Origin of the sequence: Microbacterium sp. LBN7, assembly GCF_045690345.1 — a bacterium.
In the GTDB taxonomy this organism is placed as follows: Bacteria; Actinomycetota; Actinomycetes; order Actinomycetales; family Microbacteriaceae; genus Microbacterium.
In genome coordinates, this window is the sequence record NZ_CP147856.1 from 2,616,734 (window position 1) to 2,632,701 (window position 15,968).

Consider the following 15,968-nt stretch of genomic DNA (forward strand, 5'->3'; position numbering starts at 1 on the left):
CTCAGGGACCCAGAGGTGCGGAGGCTCAGGGACCCAGGGGTGTGGAAGCTCAGGGACCCAGGGGTGCCGACTCAGCTCGTCGGGATCCAGACCCGCATGGTCGACGGGCCGCGCTGCGCCCAGTCGTGGTACGGCACCAGCACGGCATCCGCGACCTCGCCGGACGCGCGGTGCCGCAGCGGCAGGCGCACCTGCCCGCCGGATTCGACCGGCTCCCCGGCGACGACCGCGTCGACGATGTCGGCACCGAAGTCGATCGACTCCAGTGCGAGCACCTCGGGGCCGCGCTCGACGACGACGGATCCGCGCACGGCATCCACTCGAGGATCGGCGCTGCTCACCCGGGCGACCAGCGGCAGGGTCAGCTCGACGACGTCGCCGGCGCGGAAGGGACGACGCACCTCGACCGTGCCGGGAGCGGCCGCCTCCTCCGTGACCTCGCCGTCGGCTTCCACGCGCACCGTCGCCCCCTCGGCCCACGCCGGCACCCGCAGCGTCAGGGTGAACTCGGCATCCTCTGCGATCGACACGCGGATGCCGCCGTCGACCGGGTAGCCCGTCTCGACGTCGAGCGCGACGACCCTCCCGTCGGGGAGCGTCGTGCGCACGGATGCCGGCGCGTACTGGTGCAGCTGCACGCCCTCGGCGTCTGAGGTCGCGAGGTAGGCGGCGAGGCTCGCGAACGTGCGCGCCACGTTGGGCGGGCAGCACGAGACCTCGAACCAGGGTGCGCGCAGCGAGGACGATGCCCGTTTCGACGTGCCATCGGGATCGGCCTCGACCCCCGGCATCCGCTGGTGGAGCGTGTTGGCGTAGTAGAACGCGCGTCCGTCGGGAGCGGGCGAGGTGGCGACGACGTTGAACAGCGTGCGCTCGATGAGGTCGGCGTGCTGCGTCCCGCCCGTCGCGAGCAGCAGGCGCCACGAGAACATGATCGACCCCACGCCGGCGCAGGTCTCGGAGTAGGCGCGATCGCTCGGCAGCTCCCAGTCGGCGCCGAACGCCTCGTCCTGGTGGTGCGAGCCCTGTCCCCCGGTCACGTAGGTGCGGCGTTCCGTCGTGCGGTGCCACTGGGCGCGCAGGGCATCGAGCAGACCGTCGTCGGAGAGCTCCACGGCGACGTCGGTCGCCCCGGAGGCGAGGTAGTTCGCCCGCACGGCGTGCCCGCGCAGCGCCTCGGCCTCGCGCACCGGCACGTCGTCCTGGAAGTACTCCTGCCCCCACTCGATCTCGGCGAGGGTCCCGCGTCCGTGCCGCTCGACGAACAAGGCGGCCTGATCGATGAAGCGCTGCTCGCCGAGCGCCCGTCCGAGCTCCGCGAGACCGACCTCGACCTCGGCATGGCCGCAGATCGCGTCGCGTCCGGCGGGCCCGAACTCGCGGATGACCAGCTCTGCCGCGCGTCGCGCGATCTCGATCAGTCCGTCGTCGGCGTCGGGGCGGGTGCGGTGCCGGGCGACCGCCGCCTGGAAGAGGTGCCCGAGGCAGTACAGCTCATGCCCCCACTCCAGGTCCGACCAGCGGTCGCCCTGGCCGGGGCGACCGAACCGCGTGTTCAGGTAGCCGTCGGCCTCCTGCGCGGCCGCGACGCGTGCCACGACCGACCGGAACCGCTGCTCGAGCGCGGCGTCTGGCGCGGCATCCGTCCGTCCGATCTCCCAGGCGAGCGCCTCGAGGTACTTGTAGACCTCGGAGTCGGCGAACTCCCGGCCCCGACGTCCCGCGGGCAGCGTGCCGGCGGCGGCGAGATCGAAGTTCGGCAGCCAGCCCTCGGACTCGAGACGAGAGGCGATGTGGTCGAGCGTCGCCGCGCCGTTGATCTCCTGGCGCTCGCCCCAGAACCCTCCGGTGATGCGCACCTCGGAGACGCCGAGCGGGCGCAGGCGACCGCGCGTGGGGACCACCGGCGCCGCCGGTGCAGTGATGTCGTACATGGTCATCCCTTGAAGGCGCCGGACATGAAGCCGCGCACGTAGTGTCGTTGGAGGATCAGGAAGAGAAGGATGCAGGGGAGCGCCAGAACGACCACCCCGGCCTCGGTCGCGCCGTAGTCGACCACGCCCTGCACCTGCCCGCGGAGGTTCGCGACCGCGAGCGGCAGCGTCATCCGGTTGGAGTCGTTGATGAGGATCAGCGGGGCCATGAAGTCGTTCCACGCCGTGAGGAAGGCGAAGAGTCCGACGGTCACGAGTCCCGGCTTGACCGCCGGCAGCAGCACCCGCCACAGGGCGCCCCAACTGGAGCATCCGTCGACCATGGCGGCCTCGTCCATCTCGCGCGGGATCGACTCGAACGAGATCCGCATCATGAACATCGAGAACGGCAGCTGGAACATCGTGATCACGAGCGCGACGCCCACGAGCGAGTTCTGCAGGCCGACCGCGTTGAGGATCACGTAGAGCGGGATCAGCAGGGTCGCATACGGCACCATGAGGATCGCGAGCGTCACCAGGAACAGCGCGTTCTTGCCGGGGAACGAGAACCGGGCGAAGGCATAGCCGCCCAGCAGCGAGATGAACAGGGTGAGGGCGACCGTGAGCACCGAGACGAACAGCGAGTTGCCGAGGTACACCCAGATGCCCGCCTGGTAGTCGGCGAGGGCGATGTAGTTGCCGAAGCCCCAGCCGTCGGTCTGGCTCGTGCCGGCCACCGGGCTGAGCGAGGAGACGCCGGTCCAGATGAGCGGATAGAGGAAGATCACCGCGAGGGCGGTCGTGAACACCCAGTAGGGGATGCCGAAGACGATGCGCGCCGCTCTCGAGCGGTACCGCGGAGCGGCGGGCTGATGGTTCGGGGCGACGATCGTGCGCGTGAGTGTCTGGGACATGGCTTCAGCTCTCATCCGGACGCCGGAAGGCGCGCAACTGGAAGACGTTGATGACGATGAGCGCGAGCAGCACGATCACCGAGAGGGCGCCGGCGATGCCGAGGCTGTTCTGGCCCTGGAAGGCCACGTTGTAGATGAGCTGCACGACCGTCATGGTGCTGTTGTCGGGGCCGCCCTTGGTGAGGATGTAGAACTGCTCGAACGCGAGCAGGGAGCCGGTCACGCACATGACGGTGGTGAGCGCGAAGGTCGGCTTGAGGAGGGGCACCGTGATGTAGCGGAACGTCTGCCAGCGGCTCGAGCCGTCGATGCGCGCTGCTTCGTAGATGTCGTCCGGGATGCCCTGCAGGCCCACGAGCATCAGCAGCATGTAGAAGCCGGCGAAGCGCCACACGATGAGGAAGATCGTCGACCAGAGGGCGCCGTCGGGGGTGCCGAGGAACGTGATGCCCCACGACTTCATCAGGCCGGCGAAGGGGCCGGCGATGGGGGAGTAGAGCACGTAGAACAGCAGAGACGCGGAGGCCAGGCCGAGGGCGCTCGGGATGAGGAAGGCCGTGCGCAGGAGGCCCTTCCACCGGGTCGACTCCTGTACGAGGAGGGCGAGTCCGAGGCCCAGGCCGATCAGGATCACGGTCGTGATCAGGGTGTACAGCAGGGTGAAGCGGATGCTGTCCCAGAAGAGCCGGTGGCTGACGGCATCCACGTAGTTCTCGGGGAAGTTCGGGCCGCGGTTGCCGCTGAGCAGCGGCCAGTCGGACCCGGACATCTGCAGCACGAGCACCAGCGGCACCACGAACAGCAGGGCCACGAAGATCGCGGTCGGTGCGGCGTAGAGCCAGCCCTGCACGGGCCCGCCGAAACCGGTGCGCACGCGGCGGCGGCGCAGCGGGGATGCGGTCGAGGTCATCTCAGTCTCTTTCGATTGGGGCGAGCGGGCGGTGGGGCGGCGCGGTCGTGCGCCGCCCCACCGGAGGTCACTGCGAGAGGATCGCGGTGATCTCCTCGTTGTCGGCCTCGACGGCGTCTTCGCCGTTCAGGACCCGGTTGCGCACCAGCGCGAGCCACGGGCTGCCCGGTGCGTTGAACGCCTGCTGGAAGTTCAGGGCGACGGGTGTGCTGCCCTGTGCTGCGACCTCGTTGATCGTGACCAGGCGCGGGTCGGCGGCCGCGTACTCGTTGTCGGCGAGATCGCCGCGGGAGACGGCGTTGCCGTCCTTGGCGAGCACCTCGACCTGGGCCTCCTCGGACATCATCCAGTTGAGGAAGTTCCAGGCCTGCGCGGACTGCTTCGAGTCCTTCGAGATTCCGATGCCGTCACCGCCCACGAACGTGGAGACGCCGCCGTCGACACCGGGGATGCCGGCGACTCCCGCGTCGAACTCGAGAGACGGCAGCAGCGTGGCCGGGAACGGCATGACGCCGACCTTGCCCTCGCTGAATGCCGCGGTCCAGGTGGGACCGGCCTCGTCGGTGGAGCTGGGCAGCACGGCTCCGGCCTTCTCGAGTTCCGCCCAGGTGTCGTACACGGCCTGCGCGGCGTCGCCGTCGAGCAGCGCCTCGGCGCCGTCGTCGGTCATGACCTCTTCGCCGGATGCCCAGACCGAGGGGAACCACGTGAAGACGAGGCATCCGCCGCAGTTCAGGCCCGTGGCGGTGCCGTAGGTGTCGGGCTTGTTCAGGGCCTGCACGGCCTGCGCCGCCTCGGAGAACTCCGCGAGCGTGGCCGGAGCCTTCTCGGGGTCGAGTCCGGCCTCGGCGAACAGCTCCTTGTTCCAGAACAGCATCGAGAGGTCGAGGGCGAACGGCAGCACGTACTCCTTGTCGTCGACCGTGCCGGCGGAGAGGTGGCCCTGGTTGATGTCGTCCTTGAAGTCGAGGCCGTCGATCTGCTCGGAGATGTCGGCGAAGAGTCCCTGCTGCGCCCAGTTGGGCACGTAGACGATGTCGGCGGCGAAGAGGTCGGGGAGTCCTCCGGAGCCGGCGGCCGCGCCGACCTTGGCGACGTAGTCGTCGTTCGGGACGACCGTGAGCTCGACCTGGTTCTCGTGCGACTCGTTGTACGCGTCGACGAGCAGCTTGGCCTGCCGCTCGATGGGTGCGCGCGTCCAGAGGGTCAGGGTCGACCCGTCGTCGACGCCTTCGGCGGTGATCGGCTCGTCGGACGCGGCTTCGCCGCCGGATGCGCAGGCGGCGAGAGGGGCGGCGAGCAGGGCGGTCGCCGCGAGGGCGGTGACGGTGCGTCGGAGCGCACGGCGTCGGGTGGTGTGCATGGGATGGCCTCCAGGACTCTTCGGTGAGCGGATGCTGTCGTCGGGCGACGGCGCTGACTTGCGTTGGCGGGCGAGTTCGAAAATCTCCGAAACCGCTTTCGAAAAGGTATATCGTGAATGTGGCGCAGCGGTCAAGGACTGCTCCGATAACCTTTCAGCAACGTTCGGTTCAGTGCGGTTCAGGGGGCGAGATGGCAAACGGCGAATCCGTGGGCAAGGCGGCGACGCTCAGCGATGTGGCCCGTCTCGCTGGCGTGTCGATCGCGACGGCATCCAAGGCGCTCAACGACCGCGGGGATGTCGCCGCGGCGACGCGAGCCCGTGTGCTCGCGGTCGCCGACGAGCTCTCCTTCACGCCGAACGCGATGGCGCGGGGGCTGCTGGCCGGCCGCACCGGCACCGTGGGCCTGCTCACGAGCGACCTCGAGGGCCGCTTCATGATCCCGATCCTGATGGGGGCGGAGGATGCCTTCGGCGCCGGCCGCATCAACGTGTTCCTGTGCGACGCCCGCGGCGACGCGATCCGCGAGCAGCATCACCTGAAGGAGCTCCTCAGCCGCAGGGTCGACGGCATCATCGTGGTCGGACGCCAGACCGACCCGCGCCCGTCGCTCGGACAGGACCTTCCCGTGCCGGTCGTCTACGCGTACGCGCCGTCGGATGACCCGCGTGATCTGTCGCTCACCCCCGACAACTACGCCGGCGGGCGCCTCGCGATCGAGCACCTGCTCGCGTGCGGGCGCCGGCGCATCGCCCACATCTCGGGGGACCCCTCGTATGCCGCGGCCCAGGATCGTCTCGCGGGCGCACGGGCCGCGCTCGGCGAGGCCGGACTCGAGCTCGTCGGAGAGCCGATGTTCTCGGAGTGGACCGAGCACTGGGGCAGAGACGCCGCCGCGATGCTCCTGCAGCGGCATCCCGACATCGACGCGGTGTTCTGCGGCTCCGATCAGATCGCGCGCGGCGTGCTCGACTCGGCGCGCGACCTCGGACGCTCGGTGCCCGACGACCTCGCCGTGATCGGCTACGACAACTGGGAGGTGCTCGCGACCAACGCCCGCCCCGAGCTCACCAGCATCGACGCGAACCTGCAGCAGCTCGGGCGACAGGCCGCTCAGCGCGTGTTCGATGCGATCGACGGCGTCGACATCGGCGAGGGCTCGCACCACCTGCCCGTGCGCCTGGTGATCCGCGGCTCGACCATCGCCCGGCGGTAGCCCGGGGGCGAAGGCGCCGAGAGGCACCCGTCAGACGTGGTCGCGCCAGGAGTGCTGCGGGTCGAACCCCAGCACGCGCCGCGCCCTGTCGATCGAGAGCAGCGTCTCGTTCGGCCCGAACTCGCCCCTGACCGGCACGTCGGGGAACACTTCGGCGAGCAGCTCGGCGTTCGGTCGTGTCATGACCGTGTCGGCGGCCGCGATGATGAAGCGGTCGAATCCGGGAGCGGCGACCTCGAGCGCGCGCTGCACGGCCTGCGCCCCGTCGCGGGCGTCGATGTAGCCCCAGAGGTTCCACTTGCGCAGCAGCGCATCGGCGTCGAACGACGGGAAGGCCGCGTAGTCCTCGGGGTCCATCACGTTCGAGAACCGCAGCGCCGTGATCGACAGATCGGGGTGCCAGCGGACGAGCTCGGTCGCCAGCTGCTCCTCGAGCGTCTTCACCAGCGAGTACACCGACTCCGGGCGCGCCGGATAGTCCTCGTCGACCGGCACATAGGGCGGCGGAACGTCGAACGGCAGGCCGAGAACCGTCTCGCTCGACGCGTAGACGATACGACGGATGCCGAGCCGCACGGCCGCCCAGAACACGTTGAACGTGGCCGGCATGTTGTTGTGGAAGGTCGCGACATCGCTGCGGATGCCGGGCGCCGGGATCGCGCCGAGATGCACGACCGCGTCGATGCCGTCGTGCCGATCGCCGACCGCGGTGAAGGCGTCGACGACCTGGCCGTAGTCGGTGAGATCGACCTGCACGAAATCGGGTCCGCGGACGCCCGCGACATCCATCCCGATGACGTCGTAGCCGTTCGCGCGCAGTTCGCGAGCGACGACGCGGCCGAGCTTGCCCGATGATCCCGTGAGAGCGATGCGCATGTCTCCAGAGTGGCACGGCTGCGAGCGGCGCGGGTCGGGCGTCGTACACTCGTCGGCGTGAGTGAGTCCCCCAGCGCGTCGAATCGCACGGTCGGCGTCCGCGACGTCGCGGCGCTCGCCGGGGTGTCCCGGCAGACCGTCTCGCGAGTGCTCAACGATCACCCCGATGTCGCCCCCGAGACCCAGCTGCGCGTGCAGGCGGCCATGGCCGAGCTCGGATACCGGATGAACAACGCCGCTCGCGCGCTGGGCACCCGCCGGTCCCGCACGCTGGGCGTGCTGGCCTCCGACGCCCTGCAGTACGGTCCCTCACGCAGCATCGCCGCGCTCGAGGCGTCCGCTCGGGCGGCGGGCTACTGGGTCAGTGCGGCCTTCGCCGATGCGGGAGACGCCGCTGCGGTCGTCGCGGCCGTCGACCACCTCATCACCCAGGGCGTCGAGGGCATCGTGGTCGTCGCTCCGCATGCCCGCACGCTCGAGGCGCTCGACGCCCTCTCGATCGGCGTTCCCGTCGTCACCCTGCATTCCGCCGGGCGCGGCGCTCACGGACTCTCCGTCGATCAGGCGGCCGGCGCGCGCATGGCCGTCGCCGCCCTCGCGGATGCCGGGCACACCCGCATCGTCCATCTCGCGGGTCCCGCCGACTGGCTCGAAGCGGAGTCGCGCGCGGAGGGCTTCGCCGCGGAGCTGGCCGCACGGGGTCTCCCGGCCGGGCCCGTGGTCGCAGGGGACTGGTCGGCGGGATCGGGGTATGCCGCCGTCGCCGCGGTCCGCGCCGCGGGTGCCACCGCCGTCTTCGCCGCGAACGACCAGATGGCGCTCGGACTGCTCAGCGGACTGCACGAGGCCGGGCTCGCGGTACCCGCCGACATCAGCGTGGTCGGCTTCGACGACATCCCGGACGCGGCGTTCTACTGGCCGAAGCTCACGACCGTGCGACAGGACTTCGACGAGCTGGCCCGCCGCGCGGTCGCTGCGGCGGTCGGCGGCGCCGAGGCCGAGGCGGCGGATCTGGCCCCGGTCGCCCCGGTGCTGATCACGCGCGACTCGGTCGCCCCGCCGCGCTGACCCTCGGCTCGTCGAGCCCGTCGTTCCGGCCGGAGTGGCGTTCGCAATTCAGCAAGAGTTCGGACGCGCGGGGCTCCTTGCCTCGGAATTCCGGGGGCCGTGATCGGGGCGCAGGGAGTTCTTGCTGAATTGTGAACGGGCGACCGCCGAGCCCCGTCCTCTTGACGACCCGCGCGACCCGTGTCACACTTCTGTGACCGGTCACAGTGGCCGGTTCGAGCACTCGAGGTCCCGTGAGCAACGAAGCCCCTGCCTTCTCCGACGAGGTCGAAGCGGCCATCGCCACCGTCCGCGCCGACGTCGCCCGACTGCACGGCGAGCTGGTGCGCTACGGACTCGTCGTCTGGACCGGCGGCAACGTCTCCGGCCGGGTTCCCGGCGCCGATCTGTTCGTGATCAAGCCGTCCGGCGTCTCCTACGACGACCTCGCACCCGACAACATGATCCTCTGCGACCTCGACGGGAACGTCATCCCCGGCACCCCCGGCACCCCCGGCAGCGATCGCTCCCCGTCGAGCGACACCGCCGCACACGCCTACGTGTACCGCAACATGCCGGCGGTCGGCGGCGTCGTGCACACGCACTCGACCTACGCCGTCGCCTGGGCCGCCCGCGGCGAGGAGATCCCCTGCGTGATCACCGCCATGGCCGACGAGTTCGGCGGACCGATCCCGATCGGCCCCTTCGCGATCATCGGCGACGACTCGATCGGACGCGGCATCGTCGAGACCCTCAGCGGACACCGCTCGCGGGCGGTGCTCATGCAGAACCACGGCCCGTTCACGATCGGCGTCGACGCGAAGGATGCCGTGAAGGCGGCGGTCATGGTCGAGGACGTGGCCCGCACCGTGCACCTCGCCCGCGAGGCCGGTCCGCTGGTCCCGATCCCGCAGGCGGCGATCGACAGCCTCTTCGACCGCTACCAGAACGTGTACGGCCAGAGTCAGGACGCCCGCCGATGACCTCTCCGACCGCGGCGTCCGGCGCCGATGACATCCGCGCCGGCCGGACGAGCCTCGGCATCGAGCTGGGTTCCACGCGCATCAAGGCCTGCCTGATCGGGTCCGACCCCACCGAGGTTCTCGCCACCGGCTCCTTCTCGTGGGAGAACCGGCTCGAGGACGGGCTCTGGACCTACGCGATCGACGAGGTCTGGACGGGACTGCAGGCCGCCTACGCCGCACTGGTCGCCGATGCGGAGCAGCAGCACGGCATCCGTCCCTCATCGTTCGGAGCGATCGGCGTCTCGGCCATGATGCACGGCTACCTCGCGTTCGACGAGGCCGGCGAGCTGCTCGTGCCGTTCCGCACCTGGCGCAACACCAATACCGGCGCAGCATCCGCCGAGCTGACCGAGCTGCTGGGAGTCAACATCCCGCTGCGCTGGTCGATCGCCCACCTGCACCAGGCCGTCGTCGACGGCGAGGCGCATGTGCCGCGGATCGCGAGCGTGAACACGCTCGCCGGCTATGTGCACCACAAGCTCACCGGTCGGCGCGTGCTCGGCGTCGGCGACGCCTCGGGCATGTTCCCGATCGACTCGGCCACCCGCGACTACGACGAACGGATGCTGCGCGCCTACGACGCCCACGCCGCCGGTCGTCTGCCTCGCCCGCTCGTCGAGATTCTCCCGGCCGCGCTCTCCGCCGGTGCGGATGCCGGTGTCCTCACGACCGAGGGAGCGGCGCTGCTCGACCCGAGCGGTGCTCTGCAGCCCGGCATCCGGCTGTGCCCGCCCGAGGGCGACGCGGGCACCGGCATGGTCGCGACGAACTCGGTCGCGCCGCGCACCGGCAACGTCTCTGCGGGCACCAGCATCTTCGCGATGGTCGTGCTCGAGCGTCCGCTGACCGAGGTGCATCACGAACTCGACCTCGTGACCACCCCCGCGGGCGACGCCGTCGCGATGGTGCACTGCAACAACGGCGCGAGCGAGCTCGCGGCCTGGGCGGGTCTGTTCACCCGCTTCTCGGCCGCCGCGGGGCAGCCGCTCGACGATGACGCCGTGTTCGACGCGCTGTTCCGCGAGTCGCTCGACGGCGAGGCGGATGCCGGCGGTCTGATCGCCTACAACCATCTCGCGGGCGAGCCCATCGCCGGGCTCGATGCCGGCCGGCCGCTGTTCGTGCGCACGCCCGACAGCGCGTTCACGCTCGCGAACTTCATGCGCTCGCAGCTCTACGGTGTGTTCGGCACTCTCGCGCTCGGCATGCAGGTACTGGCCGACGAGGGCGTCGAGTTGGACCGGATGTTCGCCCACGGTGGCATGTTCCGCACGGCCGGGGTCGCGCAGCGGTTCCTCGCCGGCGCCCTCGGTGCGCCGGTCGCCGTCGGAGAGCTGGCATCCGAGGGTGGTGCGTGGGGCATCGCGGTGCTGGCCTCGTACCTCGCGCATGCCGACGCGCTGTCCCTGGGGGACTACCTCGAGCAGCAGGTGTTCGCCGCGGCATCCCTCTCCACGACCGAACCCGACCCCGCGGATGTCGCGGGCTTCGCCGCCTACCTCGACCGCTATCGGGCGGGGCTGGCCGTCGAGGCCGCCGCCGTCGCATCCCTCTGACGCTTCGTCTCGCTGCGCTCGCTCAGTGCCCGAACCCTCCTGAAAGGCAACATCCCATGACGCTCTCCACCTCGCTCGACGGCTACGAGGTCTGGTTCCTCACCGGCAGCCAGCACCTGTACGGCCCCGAGACGCTCGCCCAGGTCGCCGACCAGTCGCAGGAGATCGCGCGCCTGCTCGACTCCGCAGACGACGTGCCCGTGAAGATCGTCTGGAAGCCGGTGCTGACGGATGCCGCCGCCATCAAGCGCACCGCCCTCGAGGCGAACGCCGACGACCGGGTGATCGGACTCGTCGCCTGGATGCACACGTTCAGCCCCGCGAAGATGTGGATCGCGGGCCTGGACGCGCTGCGCAAGCCACTCGCGCACCTGCACACGCAGGCGAATGTCGAGCTGCCCTGGGCCGACATCGACTTCGACTTCATGAACCTCAACCAGGCCGCGCACGGCGACCGCGAGTTCGGGTACATCCAGACGCGTCTCGGCGTGCCGCGCAAGACCATCGTCGGGCACGCCTCCGACCCGCGCGTGCGCCGCGAGCTCGGCACCTGGCAGCGCGCCGCCGCGGGGCTCGCCGCGTCGCGCGACCTGAAGCTCGCCCGCTTCGGCGACAACATGCGCTTCGTCGCCGTGACTGAGGGTGACAAGACCGAGGCCGAGCTGCGCTTCGGCGTGCAGGTGAACACCTGGGGCGTGAACGAGCTGGCGGATGCCGTCGCCGCGGCATCCGACTCCCAGATCGACGCGCTCGTCGCGGAGTACGAGGACCTGTACGAGGTCGTCCCCGAGCTGCGGAAGGGCGGCGAGCGGCACCAGTCCCTGCGCGACGGCGCCGCGATCGAGATCGGGCTGCGCTCGTTCCTCGAGGAGGGCGGCTTCGGCGCCTTCACGACCTCGTTCGAGGACCTCGGCGCGCTGAAGCAGCTGCCGGGCCTCGCCGTGCAGCGGCTGATGGCCGAGGGCTACGGCTTCGGCGCCGAGGGCGACTGGAAGACGGCGATCCTCGTGCGCATCGCGAACGTCATGGGGGCAGGCCTCCCCGGCGGCGCGAGCCTCATGGAGGACTACACCTACGACATGACCCCGGGGGATGAGCTGATCCTCGGGGCTCACATGCTCGAGGTCTCGCCGTCGCTGACCACCGCGAAGCCGACGCTGGAGATCCATCCGCTCGGCATCGGCGGCAAGGACGACCCGGTGCGCCTGGTCTTCACCGCCGACCCCGGTCCGGCGATCGTGGTCGCGCTGAGCGACATGCGCGACCGCTTCCGGCTCACCGCGAACGTCGTCGAGAACGTGCCGCCGCGCGCCTCCCTCCCCAAGCTCCCGGTCGGCCGCGCGGTCTGGAAGCCGGCGCCCGACTTCACCACCAGCGCGGCCGCCTGGCTCACCGCGGGTGCCGCGCACCACACGGTCATGTCGACCGCGGTGGGTCTCGAGGCGTTCCGCGACTTCGCCGACATGGCCGAGGTCGAGCTGCTCGTGATCGACGACAGCACGACGCTGCCGGAGTTCCAGAAGCAGGTGCGCTGGAACCAGGCCTACTACCGTCTCGCGCAGGGACTGTGATGACGGTGGGGCTGCGATCCGGGCGGCAGCTGCGCCTCGCCGGCCACGGCTACGAGGCGATCATCGCGAGCGTCGGCGCCTCGCTGCGGATGCTGACGTTCGAGGGGCGCGACCTCGTCGTGCCGTTCGACGCCGACGAGGTGCGGCCCGGGTACCGCGGTGCGACCCTCGCTCCGTGGCCCAACCGGATCGTCGACGGCCGCTACCGCTTCGGCGGCGCCGTGCACCAGCTGCCGCTGACCGAGCCCGGGCGCGGCCAGGCCCTGCACGGACTGCTCGCCTGGGTGGAGTTCTCCGACCGGCTCATCCTCGACGATCGCGTCGTGCTCGCCGCCGTGATCGAACCGCAGTCCGGCTACCCGTTCCGCATCGAGGTCGAGGTCGAGTACCGCCTCGACGCGGACGGCCTGCGCCAGACCGTCACCGCCCACAACATCGGAGCGGATGCCGCGCCCTGGGGCACCGGACCGCATCCGTACCTCGTGGCGGGCCCTTCGACAGGCTCAGGGACCCAGAGAGGCGACTCGGCACCTCCGGTCGATGACTGGACGCTCCTCCTTCCGGCATCCGAGGTCCTGGCGGTCACTCCCGATCGCCTGAGCCCGGTCGCGGTCGAGCCGGTGGCGGAGCATCCGGAGTGGGATTTCCGCGCAGCCCGTCGGATCGGCGACGTCTTCATCGACCACGCCTTCACGGGTCTCGCCCGCACCGACGGCGTGGCCGAGGTGCGGCTCACGAACGATGCCGGAATCGGCGTGGCGATCACCTTCGACGAGCGCTGCCCGTGGGTGCAGGTGCACACGGCCGACAATCCAGGACTCGACGGCATCCATCGGATCGGCCTCGCGGTCGAGCCGATGACCTGCCCGCCCGATGCCTTCAACTCCGGCACGGATCTCGTGACGCTCGCCCCCGGCTCGGAGCACGCCGCGAACTGGCGCATCCGGGCGGTGTAGCCGAGGTTCTTCGGTCTCGGTCGCAGTTCGTGCCGCCTCACGCGCCGGGAGCCGGCAGCAACGGCGACCGGAACGCCTGGCGACGACGGGAACTGCGACCTGAGGCTCAGCCGCCGAGCACCGCGGCCGCCTGACGGACGGCGCCGAGGGCGACGTACTCGCCGGCCGGCGGCACCTCGACCGGGATGCCGAGCACCTCAGGGGCGATCGCCCGCACGGCCTCGGACTGCGCGCCGCCGCCGATCAGCAGGGCCCGATGCAGGGGCACGCCCTCCTCGCGGAGCGCGTCGAGGCCCGCCCCGAGACCGGACAGCATCCCCTCGACCGCGGCTCGCGCCAGGTTCTCGCGGGTCGTCGAGGCCAGCGTCATGCCGCTGAGCGTGGCCGTCGCATCCGGCAGGTTCGGGGTGCGCTCTCCCTCGAAGTACGGCACCAGCGAGAGCCCGTCGGCACCCGACGGCGCCGAGAGGGCCAGGCGGCTGAGCTCGTCGTGGTCGACACCCAGCAGCGTCGCCGTGACGTCGAGCACCCGGGCCGCGTTGAGAGTGCACACCAGCGGCAGGAAGTGTCCGTCGGCGGAGGCGAAGCCCGCGATGATCCCGGTCGCATCGGCCGACGGCGCCTCGCTCACGGCGAAGACCGTGCCACTGGTGCCGATCGAGACGACGACATCTCCGGGACCGGCGCCCAGTCCGAGGGCTGCCGCGGCGTTGTCGCCGGCGCCGGGCGCGACGCGTCGGCCCGCGGCGTCGGTCACCCACTCGTCGGCGCCGAGCACTCGCGGGAGCACCGCGTCATGTCCCAGGGCGGCGATCAGCAGCTCGCGATCGTATCCGCCGGTCGCCGCACTCCAGTACCCGGTGCCGGAGGCGTCGGAGCGGTCGGTGACCAGCTCGGCGAGGTCGGGCCCGAGCGGTGCGGCATCCGCCCCCGCCGGGCCGTACCCGCGCAGCCGCCAGGTGAGCCAATCGTGCGGCAGGGCGATCGCCGCCACGCGCGCCGCGTTGTCGGGTTCGTGATCGCGGAGCCAGCGCACCTTCGAGATCGTGAAGGATGCCACGGGCACGAGTCCCGTGCGGTCGGCCAGCTCCCGCGCCCCGAACTCGGCGACGAGCGCGGTCGCGGCATCGGCCGACCGTGTGTCGTTCCAGAGCAGCGCGTCGCGGATGACCCGGCCCTCGGCGTCGAGCGCGACCATGCCGTGCTGCTGCCCGCCGATGGCCCACGCCGCGATGTCGTCGAGTCCGCCTGCCGCAGCGATGGCCGCCTGCAGCGCGATCCACCAGGCGTCGGGATCGACCGAGGTCCCGTCGGGATGCGATGCCCGACCGGTGCGCACGACGGCACCGGTCGAGCTGTCGACGACGACGACCTTGCACGACTGCGTCGAGGAGTCGACGCCGAGGACGAGGGCCATCGCGGACTCAGCGCGCGCCGAGCAGGTGCTCGGTCGCCAGCTGCTGAAGGCGCACGAAACCGAAGCCGTGACCGCCGAGGTAGGCGTCGGCGTCGAAGTCCTCGTAGGCGCTGCGGTCGGCGAGGAAGTCGTCGTAGCTCTCGCCGGGGTTGAGCGTCGGCGTGGACAGCTCGGCGACCTTGGCGGCAGCCAGCGCCTCCTGCACCTCGGGGTCGGCGCGGAAGGCCGCGGCGCGCTCCTTGAGGAGGAGGTACGTGCGCATGTTCGCGGCGGCGGAGTCCCAGACCCCGCTCTCGTCCTCGGTGCGGCTCGGCTTGTAGTCGAAGTGCCGGGGGCCCTCGTACGCCGGGACGCCGTTCGGTCCGCCGTTCTCGAGCAGGTCGACCAGCGAGAAGGCGTTGTGCAGGTCGCCGTGCCCGAACACGAGATCCTGGTCGTACTTGATGCCGCGCTGACCGTTGAGGTCGATGTGGAAGAGCTTGCCGTGGTACAGCGCCTGAGCGATGCCGGCCGTGAAGTTCAGACCCGCCATCTGCTCGTGCCCGACCTCGGGGTTCACGCCCACCAGCTCCGGGCGCTCGAGGGAGTCGATGAACGCGATCGCATGTCCGAGCGTCGGCAGCAGGATGTCGCCGCGAGGCTCGTTGGGCTTCGGCTCGATCGCGAAGCGGATGTCGTAGCCCTTGTCGGTCACGTAGTCGCCGAGCAGGTTCACCGCTTCGCGGTAGCGCTCGAGCGCCGCGCGGATGTCCTTGGCGGAGTCGTACTCGGCGCCTTCGCGGCCGCCCCACATGACGAACGTCTTGGCGCCCAGCTCGGCACCGAGGTCGAGCTGGCGGAACACCTTGCGCAGGGCGAAGCGCCGCACCTGACGGTCGTTCGACGTGACCCCGCCGTCCTTGAAGACCGGGGCGCTGAAGAGGTTGGTGGTGACCATCGGCACGATCAGGCCGGTGTCGTCGAGCGCACCCTTGAGCCGGTCGATCTGCGTCTGCCGCTCGGCTTCGGTGGAGCCGAACGCGAACAGGTCGTCGTCGTGGAACGTGAGCCCGTACGCGCCCAGCTCGGCGAGCTTCTCGACACCGTGCACCACGTCGAGGGCCGGACGCGTGGGTCCGCCGAACGGGTCGGTGCCGTTGTAGCCGATGGTCCAGAGGCCGAACGAGAACTTGTCGTCGCGGGTCGGGGTGAGGCTCATGATGC

At 70.8% G+C, this 15,968-nt stretch carries 13 protein-coding genes; 6 read left to right on the forward strand and 7 right to left on the reverse strand.

Going from position 1 to position 15,968, the window contains the following annotated elements; all coding sequences use genetic code 11:
* Nucleotides 1-71: 71 nt before the first annotated feature.
* The 4 genes from LBN7_RS12565 to LBN7_RS12580 all read right to left on the reverse strand — a co-directional run bounded on the left by LBN7_RS12565 (nucleotide 72) and on the right by LBN7_RS12580 (nucleotide 5,100).
* The gene (locus LBN7_RS12565) at nucleotides 72-1,940 is read right to left on the reverse strand and encodes a glycoside hydrolase family 127 protein (protein ID WP_407359822.1); all 1,869 of its coding nucleotides are present in this window, start codon (nucleotides 1,938-1,940) and stop codon (nucleotides 72-74) included.
* The gene (locus tag LBN7_RS12570) at nucleotides 1,937-2,827 is read right to left on the reverse strand and encodes a carbohydrate ABC transporter permease (protein WP_341947453.1); all 891 of its coding nucleotides are present in this window, start codon (nucleotides 2,825-2,827) and stop codon (nucleotides 1,937-1,939) included. The genes LBN7_RS12565 and LBN7_RS12570 overlap by 4 nt, the downstream gene beginning before the upstream one ends.
* 4 nt (nucleotides 2,828-2,831) lie before the next feature.
* Nucleotides 2,832-3,737: a carbohydrate ABC transporter permease gene (locus LBN7_RS12575; protein WP_116633884.1), complete on the reverse strand. Its 906-nt coding sequence runs from the start codon at nucleotides 3,735-3,737 to the stop codon at nucleotides 2,832-2,834.
* Between the two features lie 67 nt (nucleotides 3,738-3,804).
* Nucleotides 3,805-5,100, reverse strand: a complete 1,296-nt coding sequence (locus LBN7_RS12580) for an ABC transporter substrate-binding protein (protein WP_407359823.1) — start codon at nucleotides 5,098-5,100, stop codon at nucleotides 3,805-3,807.
* 191 nt (nucleotides 5,101-5,291) lie between these two features.
* Here LBN7_RS12580 and LBN7_RS12585 point away from each other — a divergent pair, with 191 nt between their 5' ends.
* Nucleotides 5,292-6,317 carry a LacI family DNA-binding transcriptional regulator gene (locus LBN7_RS12585; RefSeq protein WP_116633886.1) on the forward strand — a complete coding sequence of 342 codons (1,026 nt, stop codon included), beginning with the start codon at nucleotides 5,292-5,294 and terminating at the stop codon, nucleotides 6,315-6,317.
* A 30-nt stretch (nucleotides 6,318-6,347) separates the two neighbouring features.
* On the opposite strand, the gene LBN7_RS12590 is transcribed toward LBN7_RS12585, so the two are convergent.
* Entirely contained in the window at nucleotides 6,348-7,193 is an 846-nt protein-coding gene (locus LBN7_RS12590; protein ID WP_116633887.1) for an NAD(P)-dependent oxidoreductase, read from the reverse strand.
* Nucleotides 7,194-7,250: 57 nt separating this feature from the next.
* On the opposite strand from LBN7_RS12590, the gene LBN7_RS12595 reads away from it, so the two are divergent.
* The 5 genes from LBN7_RS12595 to LBN7_RS12615 all read left to right on the forward strand — a co-directional run bounded on the left by LBN7_RS12595 (nucleotide 7,251) and on the right by LBN7_RS12615 (nucleotide 13,348).
* On the forward strand, nucleotides 7,251-8,261 hold the full coding sequence (locus tag LBN7_RS12595) for a LacI family DNA-binding transcriptional regulator (protein WP_407359824.1): 1,011 nt from the start codon (nucleotides 7,251-7,253) through the stop codon (nucleotides 8,259-8,261).
* A 233-nt stretch (nucleotides 8,262-8,494) separates the two neighbouring features.
* Nucleotides 8,495-9,223, forward strand: a complete 729-nt coding sequence (locus LBN7_RS12600; protein ID WP_407359825.1) for an L-ribulose-5-phosphate 4-epimerase — start codon at nucleotides 8,495-8,497, stop codon at nucleotides 9,221-9,223.
* Entirely contained in the window at nucleotides 9,220-10,821 is a 1,602-nt protein-coding gene (locus LBN7_RS12605) for a xylulokinase (protein ID WP_407359826.1), read from the forward strand. The genes LBN7_RS12600 and LBN7_RS12605 overlap by 4 nt, the downstream gene beginning before the upstream one ends.
* Before the next feature lie 56 nt (nucleotides 10,822-10,877).
* Complete coding sequence (araA, locus tag LBN7_RS12610; protein WP_407359827.1) at nucleotides 10,878-12,392, forward strand: L-arabinose isomerase; 1,515 nt, start codon at nucleotides 10,878-10,880, stop codon at nucleotides 12,390-12,392.
* Nucleotides 12,392-13,348, forward strand: a complete 957-nt coding sequence (locus LBN7_RS12615; RefSeq protein ID WP_407359828.1) for an aldose 1-epimerase family protein — start codon at nucleotides 12,392-12,394, stop codon at nucleotides 13,346-13,348. Before araA ends, LBN7_RS12615 begins: the two co-directional genes overlap by 1 nt.
* Before the next feature lie 106 nt (nucleotides 13,349-13,454).
* On the opposite strand, the gene LBN7_RS12620 is transcribed toward LBN7_RS12615, so the two are convergent.
* Nucleotides 13,455-14,765: a xylulokinase gene (locus LBN7_RS12620; protein WP_407359829.1), complete on the reverse strand. Its 1,311-nt coding sequence runs from the start codon at nucleotides 14,763-14,765 to the stop codon at nucleotides 13,455-13,457.
* 7 nt (nucleotides 14,766-14,772) lie between these two features.
* A complete protein-coding gene (gene xylA / locus LBN7_RS12625; RefSeq protein WP_407359830.1) occupies nucleotides 14,773-15,963 on the reverse strand; it encodes a xylose isomerase in 1,191 nt (396 codons plus the stop codon).
* Nucleotides 15,964-15,968: the final 5 nt, after the last annotated feature.